We start from the raw sequence: 13617 nt of genomic DNA on the forward strand, positions 1-13617 counted from the left end.
CGTAAACGACGACACCAGCCCGAAGGCTGGTGCCGCAGCATGCAGCCCGTCAGGACTGCATCGAGGTGGCTGCGGATCAGTAGCCGCGGCCGCTGCTGCCGGTGGGAGGCGTGGTGTTGGTAGTGCCGGTGCCGGTGGTGCCCGTCGTGCCGGTGGTGCCCGTAGTTCCGGTAGTGCCGGAGGTGCCGGAGGTGCCGGAGGTGCCGGTAGTACCCGTCGTGCCGGTGGTGCCGCTGCGGCCGGTAGCGTCCATGGTGCCGGTCGAACCGCTGGTGCCCATGCTGCCGGAGGTGCCGGTACCCATCGAGCCGCTGGTCGTGCCGGTGGCACCGGTGCCCATCGAGCTGCTGCCGGTGGTGCCGGTGGTGCCGGTGGTGCCCGATGCACCGCTGGTGCCCATCGAACCACTGGTGCCCGATGCACCGCTGGTGCCCATCGAACCGCTGCTGCCGCTGGTCGAGCTGCGGGTTTCCGGCTCGCTCGAACGGCCGGTGCTGGTGCGGCCGGCTTCGACGCCCGAGCTGCCCGAGCTCCAGTCGCTGGTGCCGCTGGTGCCACTGGTGCCACTGGTGCCGCTGGTGCCGCTGGTGCCACTGGTGCCACTGGTGCCGCTGGTGCCGCTGGTGCCGCTGGTGCCGCTCGAACCGCTGGTGCCGCTCATGCTGCCCGAGCTGCTCGAACCGCTCGAGTTCATGCTGCCGCTCTGGCTCGAACCGCTGGTGCTGTGGTCCTTGTGCTTCTTGCTGCGTTTCTTGTCTTGCTTCTGCGAGCTGCCGGTAGCGCTGGCCGACGAGCTGCCGTGGCTCTGGTCGTTCATGCTGCTCTGGTCATTCGCGTTGGCGCTCTGGCTGTTGCTAGCAGTACCGGCGCCGCGCGTGTTCTGGGTGCCGTCCGACGACTGCGCGTGGACGGTGGTGGCGCCAAACATGGCGGCGGCAACGGAAGCGCCGAGCAGGCCTTTCAACAGCTTATTCATCTTCATATCGATCTCCTAAAATTTGTCTTCGGGGCAAAATACTCAACAATATCAATAAGATATTGAATTTAGGCTTCCGAGTTTAGAGAGGCGACATGGAGGGAGGCGCACGGTAGCCTCCCGGAAAAAGAATCCTTACTACTAAAAGTCTGCTCAGCGCGGTGCAGCCGCCGCGCTTGCGGCCGCAGCCGCTGCTGCGACACCGGCCGCCTGGGCCGACAGGGTCCCGAGCTGGGTGTACAGCGCCAGCACGTTGCTCTTGTCGTCCGGGTAGACGCGGTTCGACAGGAACACGTAGAAGCTGCGCGATTGCGGATCGACCCACAGGATGCAGCCGGTGAAACCGGTATGCCCGTAGGAGCCGACCGGGAACACGCTGCCGCGCGGGCGCTGCGCATAGGGCGAATCGATGTCCATGCCCATGCCGCGCAGGGCCAGGCCGGGCGGCGACTGCACGGTGGTGAGCAGGCGCACGCTTTCCTCCCTCAATACGCGCACGCCATCGAGCTCGCCGCCATTTGCCAGCATGCGGCCGAAGCGCGCCACGTCGCGTGCGGTGGAGAACACGCCGGCCGAACCGGCCACGCCGCCCATGCGGCGCACGGTGGGGTCATGCACCACGCCTGCCAGCAACTGGCCCGGCGCCAGATCGCCGTGCAGGGCCGTGCCGGCGACGGCATCGGCGCCGCGCTGGGTCGGCGCGATGCGCGCGGCCGCCATGCGCTCCAGTGGACGGTAGCCGGTGTCGCGCATGCCGAGCGGCGTGAAGATGCGCTGCTGCGCGAAGCGGTCGAGCGGCATGCCTGCTGCCCGTTCGACCAGCTGCCCGAGCAAAATATAGTTGATGTCCGAGTAGCGGAAGAAGCTGCCCGGCGCGTGCGTCACGGCCTGGCTGCAGGCCAGCGCGTGGGCCGACTCCTTGCCCGCCCAGGCCGGCCTGGCCGGCAGGCCCGCCGGCAGCCCGGACGAATGCGTCAACAGCTGGCGCACGGTGATCGCCTCCTTGCCCCCGCCGGTGCATTCCGGGAAGTAGCGCACCAACGGCGCCTCCAGGTCGAGCTTTCCTTCCTCGGCCAGCAACAGCACCGAGGTCGCCGTCGACAGCACCTTGGACAGCGAGGCGGCATCGAACACCGTGTCCGGCGTGACGGGCGGCGCGCCTTCATCGTAGGTGAAGCGCCCGTAGGCTTTTTCGTAGACCGCGCCCTCGCGCTCCAGGTGGAACACGGCGCCGGGCAGCTTGCGCGCGGCGATGTTTTCCAGGATGGCGTGGTCGATCCCGGCCAGCTTCACCCCATCGAGGCGCAGTTCAGCGCGCATAACGCTCCCCTGCCCCGGCAGCTGCGCGCAGCCGGCGCCCAGCAGGGCTGCACTCAGGGTGGCAAGGATGGCGGCGCGGCGGCATGGCGAAGTCGGGATTCTGGACATTGGACAGGGATAATGGTGGCTCGGATTGTCGCCTGATCATAAGGACGGGTCTGCCACGGGTCAATCTTTACGATGAGCAATTTCCCAGTAGCCGCGCACGCGAAAAATCGCATCGGCGTATGATTTATGGATGATTCCATTTTCCATCCTCGACCTCTCGCCCATCGTCGAAGCCAGCGATGCGGCAACTTCTTTCCACCGTTCACTAGATCTCGCCCAGCACGGCGAGCGCTGGGGCTACCAGCGCTTCTGGCTGGCGGAGCACCACGGCATGCCGGGCATCGCCAGTGCGGCCACCGCCGTGCTGATCGGCCACGTGGCGGCCGGCACCTCGACCATTCGCGTCGGCGCCGGCGGCATCATGCTGCCGAATCATTCGCCGCTGGTGATCGCCGAGCAGTTCGGCACGCTCGAATCGCTGTACCCGGGACGCATCGACCTCGGCCTGGGCCGCGCGCCCGGCTCGGACCACACCACGGCACGCGCGCTGCGCCGCAACCTGGCCTCGGATGCCGACGAGTTCCCACAGGACGTCGTCGAGCTGCTGGATTATTTCGCCGACTCGCCGCGCCGCCAGGTACGCGCGGTGCCGGGCGCGGGCCTGGACGTGCCGGTGTGGATCCTCGGCTCCAGCCTGTTCGGCGCCCAGCTGGCGGCGGCGCTCGGCCTGCCCTATGCGTTTGCCTCGCACTTCGCGCCGCAGATGATGCTGCAAGCGATCGAGCTCTACCGCTCGACCTTCCGGCCCTCGAAGCAGCTCGACAAGCCCTACATCATGCTCGGCTATAACGTGTTCGCGGCCGATACCGACGAGGAAGCACAAGTGCTGGCGACCTCGATGCAGCAGGCCTTCGTCAATCTGCGCAGCGGCCGCCCCAGCAAGCTGCAGCCGCCCGTGCCGGGTTATCTCGAAAGCCTGGGCACGGCAGAACGCATGATGCTCGACAGCGTACTGTCCTGTACCGCGATCGGCGCGCCGGCCACGGTGGAAAGCCAGCTGCGCAGCTTCATCGCCCGCACCAGGCCGGACGAGCTGATGATCACCTCGCAGGTCTACGACCACGCGGCGCGCCTGCGCGCTTACGAGATCACGGCCGAGATCCACAAAAAGGGCTAAGGCCCTTTACGCATCTCCCGTCCCGGCCTGCAGCATGTCGATCACGGCGCGGGTCGACCTCACCCTGCCCATGCGCCGGAAGATGTGCTTGCATGCGAAGTGGTGCGCTTCCGCATCCATGCTGGTCATCGCATCTTCCGCGAACACCAGCTTATAGCTGCGGTCGAAGGCCGCGCGTGCCGTCGACTCGACCCCGAAGTTGGTGGCGATGCCGCCAAGGATCAGGGTATCGATCCCGCGCCGCCGCAGCAGCTGGTCCAGCTCGGTGCCGTAGAACGCGCCCCACTGGCGCTTGGTCACGACCAGATCGGTCGCCTCCACGCCGGCCATGGCAGCCAGTTCCGAAGCATCATAGGGCGGCGCGGCGGCCCCCGGCGGGCGCATCGGCGCGTCGGCCAGCGGCGTCGGCAGCTCGTTCACCAGCACCCGCACATACACCACCATCGCCCCGCGGCCGCGTATTTCCTGGGCCAGCAGCACGCAGTTGCCGACGGCTTGCTCGGCGGTATAGGGCGCCAGCTCGCGGCCGACATTGCTGTTCTGCAGGTCGATCAGCACCAGGGCCGTGCGCGCCATGTTGAGGGATTGTTCGTCCATGGTTTCCTCCTTGGCGCAGTATTGCCGATTCGTGTACGGCACGGCGCACGCCGGCATGCGGCTACAATGCCCCGACCCACTCTATCTGGAGCAAGCATGCAACGTCGCCAGTTCATCCAACTTTCATCGCTCGCCGCAAGCCTCGTCCTGCTGCCCGGCTGCGCCGCCGTGGCCAACCTGACAACCGGACCGCTGATCGATCGTCATGTACCGACGGACTACAGCGGCGTGGTGGCCGTGCGCAAGCATGCCGGCGCGACGCTGGCGGTGCATGCCAGCGGCCTGGCGCTGCGCGAGGAAAAGCAGCCCATCACCAAGGACACGCGCTTCCTGGTCGGTTCGATGACGAAATGGATCACCGCCGTCACCGTGCTGCGCCTGGCCGACATGGGCACGCTCGACCTCGACGCGCCGATCTCGCGCCACCTGCCGGAACTGCCGGCGCCCAATGGCGCGGTCACGCTGCGCCAGCTCATGTCGAACCGCAGCGGCATCCCGAATGGCCTGCTTGACGCCCTGAAAAAAGACCGGGCGGTCGAGAAGCTCGAGATCGGCCCGGTCGAGGCGGCCCTGCGCTTCGGCACGGGTACGCCGTCCTCGCCCCCGGGAGAACACTGGGATTACTCGTACACGAACTGGATCCTGGTTGCGGCCGTCGTCGAGCGCGCCCGCAAGGAGCCGTTCACGGAAACGGTGGAAGAACTGGTGCTGGCCCCGAGCGGCGTGCGCGACACGAGTTTCGCCGCCACCGGCTACGAGGATGAAGTCGGCATGGCGGTCGCCTACAACGCCGCGGGCCAGCGCAAGACCTCGCCGGTGCCACCGATGATCGCGGCCAGCGGCACGCTGTACAGCACGGCCAGCGACCTGGTGAAGATCGCCGATACGGTCTACCTTGGCAAACTGCTGTCGGATAAGGCGCGCAAGGAGCTGCACACCGTGGTGGTCGCGTCCGAAGACTACGCGCTGGGCGGGAAGGTGAAAACCGTCACCACGAAAAAAGGCGCCCGCTCCCTTGCGTGGGAAGCGGGCGCCATCGGGGCCTACAAGACTTTGCTTGCCTACGACCCGGCGGATGGCCGGGCCGTGGTCTTGCTGAACAACACCGACATGCCGCAATCGGAGCAGGCGAAGATCGCGACGGCGCTGTTCGAAGACATGTAGGGTGGGCGGGTTTCCCGCCCACGCGGTGATAGTAAGACGCGAGATCATCCGGCGCGACAGCGGAGCCGATAGCGATCGCCGCGTGGGCGGACAAGCCGCCCACCCTACGGATTACTGGACAGGCTTCCCGTCGGCGTCGATCTTGCGGACTTCGCCGATGTTCAGCGCACGGATGCCCGACTCGATCTTGCTCATGTCGCCCACCACGACCCACACCAGGCGGTCCGGCGTGAAGCTGCGCGCCGCCAGCACGTTGGCCTGCTCCGGGGACAGCGACAAGACCTTCTGGGTGTAGGTGTTGTAGTAGTCGTCCGGCAGACCGTACTGCACGATGTTGGTGTAGGCGCCGGTCAGCTGGCCGGCCGTCTCGAAACCGCCCGGCAGGCCGAGCGTGTTGTTGTCGACCGCGGCCTTCAGCTCTTCCGCCGTGATCGGCTTGCCGCCCGCGATGTCGCGGTACTCGCGCACCAGTTCCTGCATCGCTTCACGGGTCTTGTCGGTCTGCACCGGCGAGACGCTCATGAACGGACGCTGGCCGAGGGCCGCCTGCAGCGAGCTGCGCACGCCGTAGGACCAGTGCTTGTCTTCGCGCAGGTTCATGTTGATGCGCGAGTTGAAGGAGCCGCCGAACAGGTGGTTGACGATTTCCAGCGGCAGCGCGTCCGCGTGCTTGCGCGGCACCGCCAGCTGGGCGCCGACGATCACGCTCTGCAACGCGCCCGGACGGTCGAGCAGGTAGACCACGCTCTTCGCGGGCGCCGCGACCTCAGCCAGCACCTTCTTCGGCACCTCGCCCGCCTTCCATCCCGCGAAGGCTTTCTCCAGCATCGGCTTGACCTCGGCCAGCGTGGTGTCGCCCACCACCAGCAGGGTGGCGTTGTTCGGCTTGAACCAGGTGGCGTGGTACTTGACCAGGTCGTCGCGGGTCATGCGCTGCACGGCCGCTTCGGTGCCGGTGCCGGTGAAGGGCTTGGCATACGGGTGATCCTGGCCGTACAGGATGCTCGGCAGGACACGCAGCGCCATCGTCTGCGGCACGGTCTTCTCGCGCGCGATCGCGGCCAGGCGGTCCTTCTGCAGGCGCTCGAACTCGTTCTGCGGGAAGGACGGGTTCAGGACCAGGTCCGAGTACAGGTTCAGCGCCTGCGGCATGGTCGCCTTGAGCGCGTTCATGTACACGATGCCGCTGTCGAGGTTGGCGCCGGCGCCGAACTGCGCACCGAGGCTCTCGAAAGCTTCGCCGATCTCCAGCGACTTGCGGGTCCGGGTGCCCTCTTCGAGCATGCGCATCGCCAGGCTGGCGACGCCCGGCTTGTCCGCCGCGTCCGAGGCGTAGCCGCTGTCCACCAGCAGCTGGAAGTTCACCACCGGTGCGTCATGGCGCTCGGCCAGCACGACCTTCAGGCCGTTCGACAGCGTCATCTTCTGCATTTCCGGCAGCTTGAGCGCCATCGGCTTGCCGGTCGCCGGCTCCTTGCTGCGGTCCACGCCCGGCTTGCCGGCGGCCAGGCCGGTCGGGTACGGGTCGACCTGCAGCACGAAGTCGCCGGTGCTGAGCCAGTCGTTCATGGCCTTCTTCACGGATGCCGGGGTGGCGTCCTTGATGCGCTGCAGGTAGACCTTGTAGCAGTCCGGGTTGCCGGTGTAGGTCTGGCACGAGGCCAGCAGGTCGCTCTTGCCGCCGAAGCCGCCGACGCGCTCGATCATGCGGGTGTAGCGGGCCAGGATCGTGGTCTTGGCCAGGCGCAGTTCGGCCTCGCTCGGACCACTCTTCATCAGCGCCTTGAGTTCTTCATCGGCGATGCGTTCCATCTTCGCCACGTCGGCGCCCGGACGCGCGGTCATGGTCAGGTCGAACTGGCCGCCGATTTCCGAGCTGTCGTTGCTGCCGACCGCGCTGGTGGCCAGCTGGTCCTTGTACACCAGGCGCTTGTACAGGCGCGAGGTCTTGCCGCCGCCCAGCACCAGGGCCGCCAGGTCGAGTTCCGCTTCTTCCTGGGTGTTCGCGCCCGGCACGTTCCAGGTGCGGTAGATGCGCGACTGCGTCACGCGGTCCTGCACGGTGGTGCGGTGGGTGCCGGTGCGCTTGGCGATCCAGGCTTCATGCTTGGCCAGCGGCGGACCCGGAGGAATGTGGCCGTAGTACTGCTCGACCTTCTGACGCGCCACTTCCGGGGTGATGTCGCCGGACAGCACCAGCACGGTGTTGTTCGGACCGTAGTTGGTCTTGAACCAGTCCTGCACGTCGGTCATCGAGGCCGCGTCCAGGTCTTCCATCTTGCCGATCACGGTCCAGGAGTACGGGTGGCCGACCGGGTAGGTATTGTTCACCAGCAGTTCGTAAGCCACGCCATACGGCTGGTTCTCGCCCTGGCGCTTCTCGTTCTGCACCACGCCGCGCTGCAGGTCGAGCGTCTTCTTGTCGACGGTGCCGAGCAGGTGGCCCATGCGGTCGCTCTCGGCGAACAGCGCATAGTCCAGCATCGAGGTCGGCACGTTCTGGAAGTAGTTGGTGCGGTCCTGGTTGGTGGTGCCGTTCAGGTCGGTGGCGCCGATGCCCTGCAGCGCGCTCAGGTAGGTCTTCTTGAAGTTGTCGCTGCCGCCGAACATCAGGTGTTCGAACAGGTGCGCAAAGCCGGTCTTGCCCGGCTTTTCATTCTTGGACCCGACGTGGTACCAGGTGTTGATCGCCACCACCGGGGTCTTGTGGTCTTCGTGGACCAGCACCGTCAGTCCGTTCTTCAGGGTGAACTTGGTGTACTTGACGTCGGGGATGGGGATGTCGGGCGTGCTGGCCTGTTTGGCCGGGGCCGCGCTGACGGCGGATACGCCAGTGGCGAGCGCGAGCGCTGCTGCCAGCTGGAGACTGCGACGGATGCTTACTGCCATGCTGCTCCTCCAAAGGATCATCCGGATAGGATGGATAACGGCGGATTGCCGTGATCCTTGCATTCTAGGCAGCTTTTGTTGTTGCAACAAAGAATAGTTTGCGCATGGAGGAGGAATCCATGCGCCGTGCATCGAACTGTTGCGTGGGCTGCTTATTGCGGCACGATCCGCAGCAGGCTGCCCCTGGCTTCGTCGGTAATGGCATACAGGTGCCCGTCCGGTCCCTGGCGCACGTCGCGCACCCGCTTGCCGATGTCCAGGCGCTCCTGCTTCACCACCTTGCCGCCGGCGTCGAAGGCCACGCGGCGGATGTCCTCGGTCGCCAGCCCGCCCGAGAACAGGCTGCCGCGCCAGGCCGGGAAGGCCGAGCCGGTGTACCACGCGAGGCCCGAGGCGCCGGTCGACGGGGTCCACACGACCAGCGGCTGCACCATGCCGGCGACCACCCGCTTGCCGATCGGCTCGCGGGTCTGGTAATCCAGGCCATAGCTCTGCAGCGGCCAGCCATAGTTCTTGCCGCCTTCGATCACATTGATCTCGTCGCCGCCGCGCGGGCCGTGCTCGCTGGCCCATACGCGGCCGTTCGGGTCGAGCACCATGCCCTGGATGTTGCGGTGGCCAATGCTCCACAATTCCGGCAGCGCGCCCTTCTGCCCCGCCAGCGGATTGCCGGGCGCTGCCTTGCCCTCGGCCGTCAGGCGCAGGATCGCCCCATTGTGGCTGCCGACGTTCTGCGCCTGGTCGCGCGCCAGCATATTGCCCACGCGGGCAGGCGGATTGCCGCCGTCGCCGATGCTCATCAAGAGCGTGCCGTCCTTCAGGAACACGATGCGCGAGCCGAAGTGCTGGCCGCCGCTCTTCGCGGGCGAGGCCGTGAACAGGGTCTTGATGCCGTGCACGCGCTTGCCGTCGAAGACGCCCTGTACCAGTACCGTGCGGTTCTCTTCCTGGGTGCCGCTGGCCATCGTCATGTAGATGCGCGGGTTCGGTCCCTTGTCCGCCGGATGCACGGCGATGTCGAGCAGGCCGCCCTGGCCGCTGGTGAACAGCGACGGCAGGCCCTCGAGCGCGACCTCTTGCACGCGCTTGCCCTCGACGAGGTGCAGCGTGCCCTTCTTGCCGGTGACCAGCATGCGGCCGTCGGCCAGCCAGCTCATGCCCCAGGGCTGCGGCAGATCGTCGGCGACGGTTTCAAGTTTCCATCCCTTGGCTGCGGGCGGCTCGGCCACCGGTTCGATGCCCTGCGCCATGGCAGTCGCGCTTGACAGCATGATCAAGCTGGCAACGGACACGGCAATCTCTTGATAACTCGTCATGAAATATCTCCTGGGATTGATCAAAGCATTAACAAAGTGGTGTTTTTACCGCATTTTCCAGCATTTTCTCTGCACGTTTAACACAAGCGGCGTAGAATTCACATTTGAGCGAACCAGCCATAAGGATCCCATCCGATGATGCAACGCCGAGCTTTCTTGAAGTCCTCCCTCCTCCTCGCAACGCCCACCCTCAGCATCCCAGCACTTGCCAAAACGGCACAAGCCGCTCCCGGCGAGCGTACCCTGCGCCTGTATAACACGCATACCGGCGAGAAGCTGAACACGACGTTCTGGGCCGAGGGCGATTTCATCCCTGATGCGATGAAGGACATCAACAAGGTGCTGCGCGACCACCGCACCAACAAGGTTGCGCAGATGGACCCTGAACTCCTGCTGCTGCTGACCCAGCTGAACGAAAAGCTGGAGAACAAGCACGAACTGCACATCATTTCCGGTTACCGCGCACCGGAGTCGAACGCCAAGCTGCACGCGGCCAGCGGCGGTGTCGCCAAGCGCAGCCTGCACATGGAAGCCAAGGCGATCGACATCCGGCTGCCGGGCAAGGACCTGAAGATGCTGCACAAGGCAGCCATGTCCCTCAAGGGCGGCGGCGTGGGCTACTACGACAGCTCGCAGTTCGTCCACATGGACACCGGCCGCGTCCGTTACTGGTGATCCCATGACGCGGCTTCCGGTCCGCGTCATCCTCAGCCTGGCCGTTCTGGCCGGGCCGGCGGCTGCCCTCGCCCAAGGGGCCGGGCAGCCCGCGACCGTCAAGGTGCAATCCACCCGCGACCCGGTCGACAAATCCTACAGAAAAATGATCAAGGGCATGGAACGCTTCGAACGCGAGCGTGCCCTGGCGCCCAATGCGCCGCTGCGCTTCCAGTTGCTGCCGCGCCTTCCCACCGTCGACATGACGGGGATTACGCTGCGCATCGCGGCTGATTCCGTCAGCGTCCCGGTGCCGGTGGCGCAGGACAACAGCTTCGTCCTGCCGCGCAACGACATCGCGCTGCGCGAAGACGCCGCCGTCGTTGCCAACCGCAAGACCACCAGCATGACCTGGCGCGCCCAGATCCTCACGCCCGGACTGCCCACGGGCACGCGGCGCCTGGGCGACATGCGCCTGGAGTGCCTGGTCGGCGTCGAAGCCGGCCTGGTGTCCAACAGTTCCCCGATCTTCGGCTGGATCTCGAACGCGCTGACCACGCCCGAGCAGGTGTGCGGCAGCCCGAACGGCAACTACCTGTTCTTCGCCGAGCGCCCGATCTTCGCGGTGCGCCTGCGTGCCGGCGAGCGGGTCGAGACCCTGCCCTTCAACATGCTGTACGCGGGTGGAGAGCAGACCAGGGCCGACCTGCAGTTCTGCGATTGCCAGGTCATGCTCGACCGCACCTTCTACGCGCCGATCTGGGACAAGTCCTGGCCGAACGACACCCTGGTCGAATTCGATTACATGGAGGACGCGCCATGAAGCGCATCCTGTTCACTGCACTGCTGCTGGCCGGCTGCGCCACGAGCTCCGCGCCGCCCGGCGCCCAGGTGGCGGCCGAGCGCCTGCAGCAGGCCGTCGTTCCCGGCACGACCACCAAGGCGCAGTTGCTGGCGGCCTTCGGGCCTACCAAAAACGTGGTGTTCGACAGCGGCTACGAGGCCTGGGTGTACCAGTCCCCGGCCGGCGGCGGGCGCTTCGCCGAATTCGTCGTGCTGATCAACCCTGCCGGCATCGTCACCAGGACGCGCACTCGCGCGGCTGCTCAACCCTGAGTGCTTGCAGCAGCATCACCAGTGTCAACACGATGCCGCACGCAATACAGACTGACCATAAGCTGTGCGTCAGGAAGTGAGCACCTCGCATTTGCTGCAGCCATCCAAGCATCAGGCCAAGCCCGGCGGCGGCACAAGCCGCGCGCCACGCCTTGCGCCGCTGTCCCGGCAGCCACAAGACGGCCAGCGAGATCAGCCAGAGCGCACTCGAGGCATGCCCGGCCGGCAAGCAGTGACCGGGGTGCGCCCCGGGCGGCAGCATCGCGAACAGCCTGACATAGGGCTGGCTTCCGCCGTAGCGCGTCACATCCCAGGGACAATGCGCATTGCTGTGTTGCTTGAGCAGGCTGATGACGAGCGGCACCACCACTGCGGAGCAGGCAATCACCTGCAACTGCAGCCTGCGCAGCGGGGACATGGTTTCCGGCCAGATAGCACCGCGCATGGCGGCGGCGATGAGCAGCAAGGCGAGCGCGACCAGCACTGCCTTCAGTATCCGGTGGCCGACGATGTCGGTCAGCCAGGCGTCGCGCCAGGGAAAGCTGCCGGTGGCGCCATCGTAGAAGGCGTCGGCCAGAACCAGATCCACATCGGTGAATCGTCCCAGGGCGAAGACCAGCACAGCTGCAAGGCACAACAGGGCGCCAGCCCACATGCCATCCCTGGTGCTCAATAACATCAAGGCCTCGCCCTGCGCCTCGCTGAGCTCAGCCGTTTCGAACGCAGGCATGGAACAGGTCGAGTTTCGGATTCAGGATGGCGGTCTGGACATCGAGCATGCCCAGCACCGAATGAAACACGTTGTCGTGCGACAGCGCCTGATCCCGGCGCGCCCGCAGGCAGACGCGGTCGATGCGGAAGCGGTCGGCAAAACCATCGGACAGCCATAACATCATCGGCACGTGGGTCTGCTCCTGGGGCGCGACGATGTAGGGCGCGCCGTGCAGGTACATATTGCCCTCGCCGAGCGATTCACCGTGGTCGGAAAAATACAGCATGGCGGTATCCACGCCATCTTCCCGCGCGGCGACACGCAGCATGTCGATCGTCTTCGACAGGACATAATCGGTATAGAGGATCGTGTTGTCGTAGGCCGCCGCGATCGACTCGCGCGTGCAGGTCTCGAATTCGCTGCTCTCGCATACGGGGCCGAAACGGCCGAAACCGGCCGGATAGCGCCGGGCATAGGCCGGTCCATGGCTGCCTTTCTGGTGCAGGACGATGACCAGATCCTTGCCGGATCCGCGTATCAATGCGGGCAAGCCTTCCAGCAGACCTTCGTCGTAGCATTCGTCCCCGGCGCAGTAGTGATTGCCGGCCTGTGGCGTGGACAGGTCGGTGAACGCGATACGGTCGCAGACGCCTTTGCAGCCGGAGTTGTTGTCGCGCCAAAGTACCTCGAAGCCGGCATGCGACAGGACATCCAGCAAGCCTTCCTGGCGCCTGGCGCGGTCCTCGTCGTAGTGCTCGCGTCCGAACACCGAGAAGACACAGGGCACCGACACCGCCGTCGCCGTACCGCAGGACTGCACGTTGGCGAAGTTGATCAGGCCCTCTTCCCGGGTCAGCCGCGGGTTGGTGTCCCGTGCATAGGCGTTCAGTGAAAAATTCTGTGCGCGCGCGGTCTCGCCCACCACGATGACGGTCACCGTGCGGCGCGCCTGTCCGGCCCAATGACTGCCCTTTACGGCGTCGCGGCCGAGTGGCGCAACGACGACCGGGATCCGCGACCTGCCGCGCACGTACGCATGCAGCGCTTGCGCGGCGTTCGTCGGCGTCAGCAGGTAGCGCAGTTCGCGATGCTCGCGTACGACCGGCGCCAGTGACTTGAACAGCATCACCAGCAGCAGTGCGGCCAGCGCCAGCGCGCCGGCGGCGATGCCGGCGCGCTGCGCAAGGCCGCGCGCGCCGGTGGGAAACCGGACCCGCGCCCGGGCCACCAGCATCGCCGGCAGGCCGCCCGTCATCACGACGAACAGCACCAGGCGCCAGTTGAGCAGCTCGACAGCTTCGCGCGGATCGGTTTCAAAGATGCTCTGGATGATCGCCTTGTCGATGACGATACCGTATTCGTTAATGAACCAGGCCGCTGCCGAAGCACTCAGCACGACGAGCATCAGGGCCGGCTTGACGACGAAGCGGAAGCTCGCCAGCGTGAGCAGTCCATGGAACAGCAGGACCACGATGGCAAAGCTGCCCAGCAACACGGGCAGGCGCGCCAGGGTCGCGCCGCCGAGTGCGTCGATCAGGGTGGACCAGAAATGCAGGTTGGCGACGGACGCCAGCAGCAGCGATACGGAAAAGACGAGCGAATTGACGTGGATACGCCGGGAGAGAAAATCAGGCACTTCGTTTCACCA

General features: G+C 66.0%; 12 protein-coding genes. 5 read left to right on the plus strand and 7 right to left on the minus strand.

Annotation, left to right across the window (positions count from 1 at the left end; all coding sequences use genetic code 11):
- Positions 1-76: 76 nt before the first annotated feature.
- Positions 77-982 carry a hypothetical protein gene (locus tag ACSQ25_RS21655; RefSeq protein WP_436107711.1) on the minus strand — a complete coding sequence of 302 codons (906 nt, stop codon included), beginning with the start codon at positions 980-982 and terminating at the stop codon, positions 77-79.
- Positions 983-1129: 147 nt separating this feature from the next.
- Positions 1130-2296, minus strand: coding sequence for a serine hydrolase domain-containing protein (locus ACSQ25_RS21660; protein WP_436107712.1), 1167 nt, complete (start codon positions 2294-2296; stop codon positions 1130-1132).
- 238 nt (positions 2297-2534) lie between these two features.
- On the opposite strand from ACSQ25_RS21660, the gene ACSQ25_RS21665 reads away from it, so the two are divergent.
- Complete coding sequence (locus ACSQ25_RS21665; protein WP_436107713.1) at positions 2535-3521, plus strand: LLM class flavin-dependent oxidoreductase; 987 nt, start codon at positions 2535-2537, stop codon at positions 3519-3521.
- Between the two features lie 6 nt (positions 3522-3527).
- Here the strand turns inward: ACSQ25_RS21665 and ACSQ25_RS21670 are convergent, their stop codons facing one another.
- Positions 3528-4118: an isochorismatase family protein gene (locus tag ACSQ25_RS21670; RefSeq protein WP_436107714.1), complete on the minus strand. Its 591-nt coding sequence runs from the start codon at positions 4116-4118 to the stop codon at positions 3528-3530.
- A gap of 96 nt (positions 4119-4214) precedes the next feature.
- Between ACSQ25_RS21670 and ACSQ25_RS21675 the strand changes: the two genes are divergently transcribed.
- On the plus strand, positions 4215-5282 hold the full coding sequence (locus ACSQ25_RS21675) for a serine hydrolase domain-containing protein (protein ID WP_436107715.1): 1068 nt from the start codon (positions 4215-4217) through the stop codon (positions 5280-5282).
- 111 nt (positions 5283-5393) lie between these two features.
- Here ACSQ25_RS21675 and ACSQ25_RS21680 read toward each other — a convergent pair whose 3' ends face one another.
- Together ACSQ25_RS21680 and ACSQ25_RS21685 are read right to left on the minus strand one after the other, a co-directional pair.
- Positions 5394-8171 carry a M16 family metallopeptidase gene (locus ACSQ25_RS21680; RefSeq protein WP_436107716.1) on the minus strand — a complete coding sequence of 926 codons (2778 nt, stop codon included), beginning with the start codon at positions 8169-8171 and terminating at the stop codon, positions 5394-5396.
- A gap of 152 nt (positions 8172-8323) precedes the next feature.
- Positions 8324-9487: a PQQ-dependent sugar dehydrogenase gene (locus ACSQ25_RS21685; RefSeq protein ID WP_436107717.1), complete on the minus strand. Its 1164-nt coding sequence runs from the start codon at positions 9485-9487 to the stop codon at positions 8324-8326.
- 156 nt (positions 9488-9643) lie between these two features.
- On the opposite strand from ACSQ25_RS21685, the gene ACSQ25_RS21690 reads away from it, so the two are divergent.
- From ACSQ25_RS21690 to ACSQ25_RS21700, 3 genes are read left to right on the plus strand one after another with little or no spacing between them, the layout of a single operon-like run.
- Positions 9644-10162, plus strand: a complete 519-nt coding sequence (locus tag ACSQ25_RS21690) for a DUF882 domain-containing protein (protein WP_436107718.1) — start codon at positions 9644-9646, stop codon at positions 10160-10162.
- Positions 10163-10166: 4 nt separating this feature from the next.
- Complete coding sequence (locus ACSQ25_RS21695; RefSeq protein WP_436107719.1) at positions 10167-10964, plus strand: hypothetical protein; 798 nt, start codon at positions 10167-10169, stop codon at positions 10962-10964.
- On the plus strand, positions 10961-11257 hold the full coding sequence (locus ACSQ25_RS21700) for a hypothetical protein (RefSeq protein WP_436107720.1): 297 nt from the start codon (positions 10961-10963) through the stop codon (positions 11255-11257). Before ACSQ25_RS21695 ends, ACSQ25_RS21700 begins: the two co-directional genes overlap by 4 nt.
- On the opposite strand, the gene ACSQ25_RS21705 is transcribed toward ACSQ25_RS21700, so the two are convergent.
- Together ACSQ25_RS21705 and ACSQ25_RS21710 are read right to left on the minus strand one after the other, a co-directional pair.
- On the minus strand, positions 11220-11987 hold the full coding sequence (locus ACSQ25_RS21705) for a phosphatase PAP2 family protein (protein ID WP_436107721.1): 768 nt from the start codon (positions 11985-11987) through the stop codon (positions 11220-11222). The two genes, ACSQ25_RS21700 and ACSQ25_RS21705, sit on opposite strands and share 38 nt — an antisense overlap.
- Complete coding sequence (locus ACSQ25_RS21710; RefSeq protein WP_436107722.1) at positions 11965-13605, minus strand: phosphoethanolamine transferase; 1641 nt, start codon at positions 13603-13605, stop codon at positions 11965-11967. The genes ACSQ25_RS21705 and ACSQ25_RS21710 overlap by 23 nt, the downstream gene beginning before the upstream one ends.
- Positions 13606-13617 lie beyond the last annotated feature (12 nt).

Source organism: Massilia sp. LjRoot122, from assembly GCF_964252725.1.
Classification (GTDB): domain Bacteria; phylum Pseudomonadota; class Gammaproteobacteria; order Burkholderiales; family Burkholderiaceae_D; genus Telluria.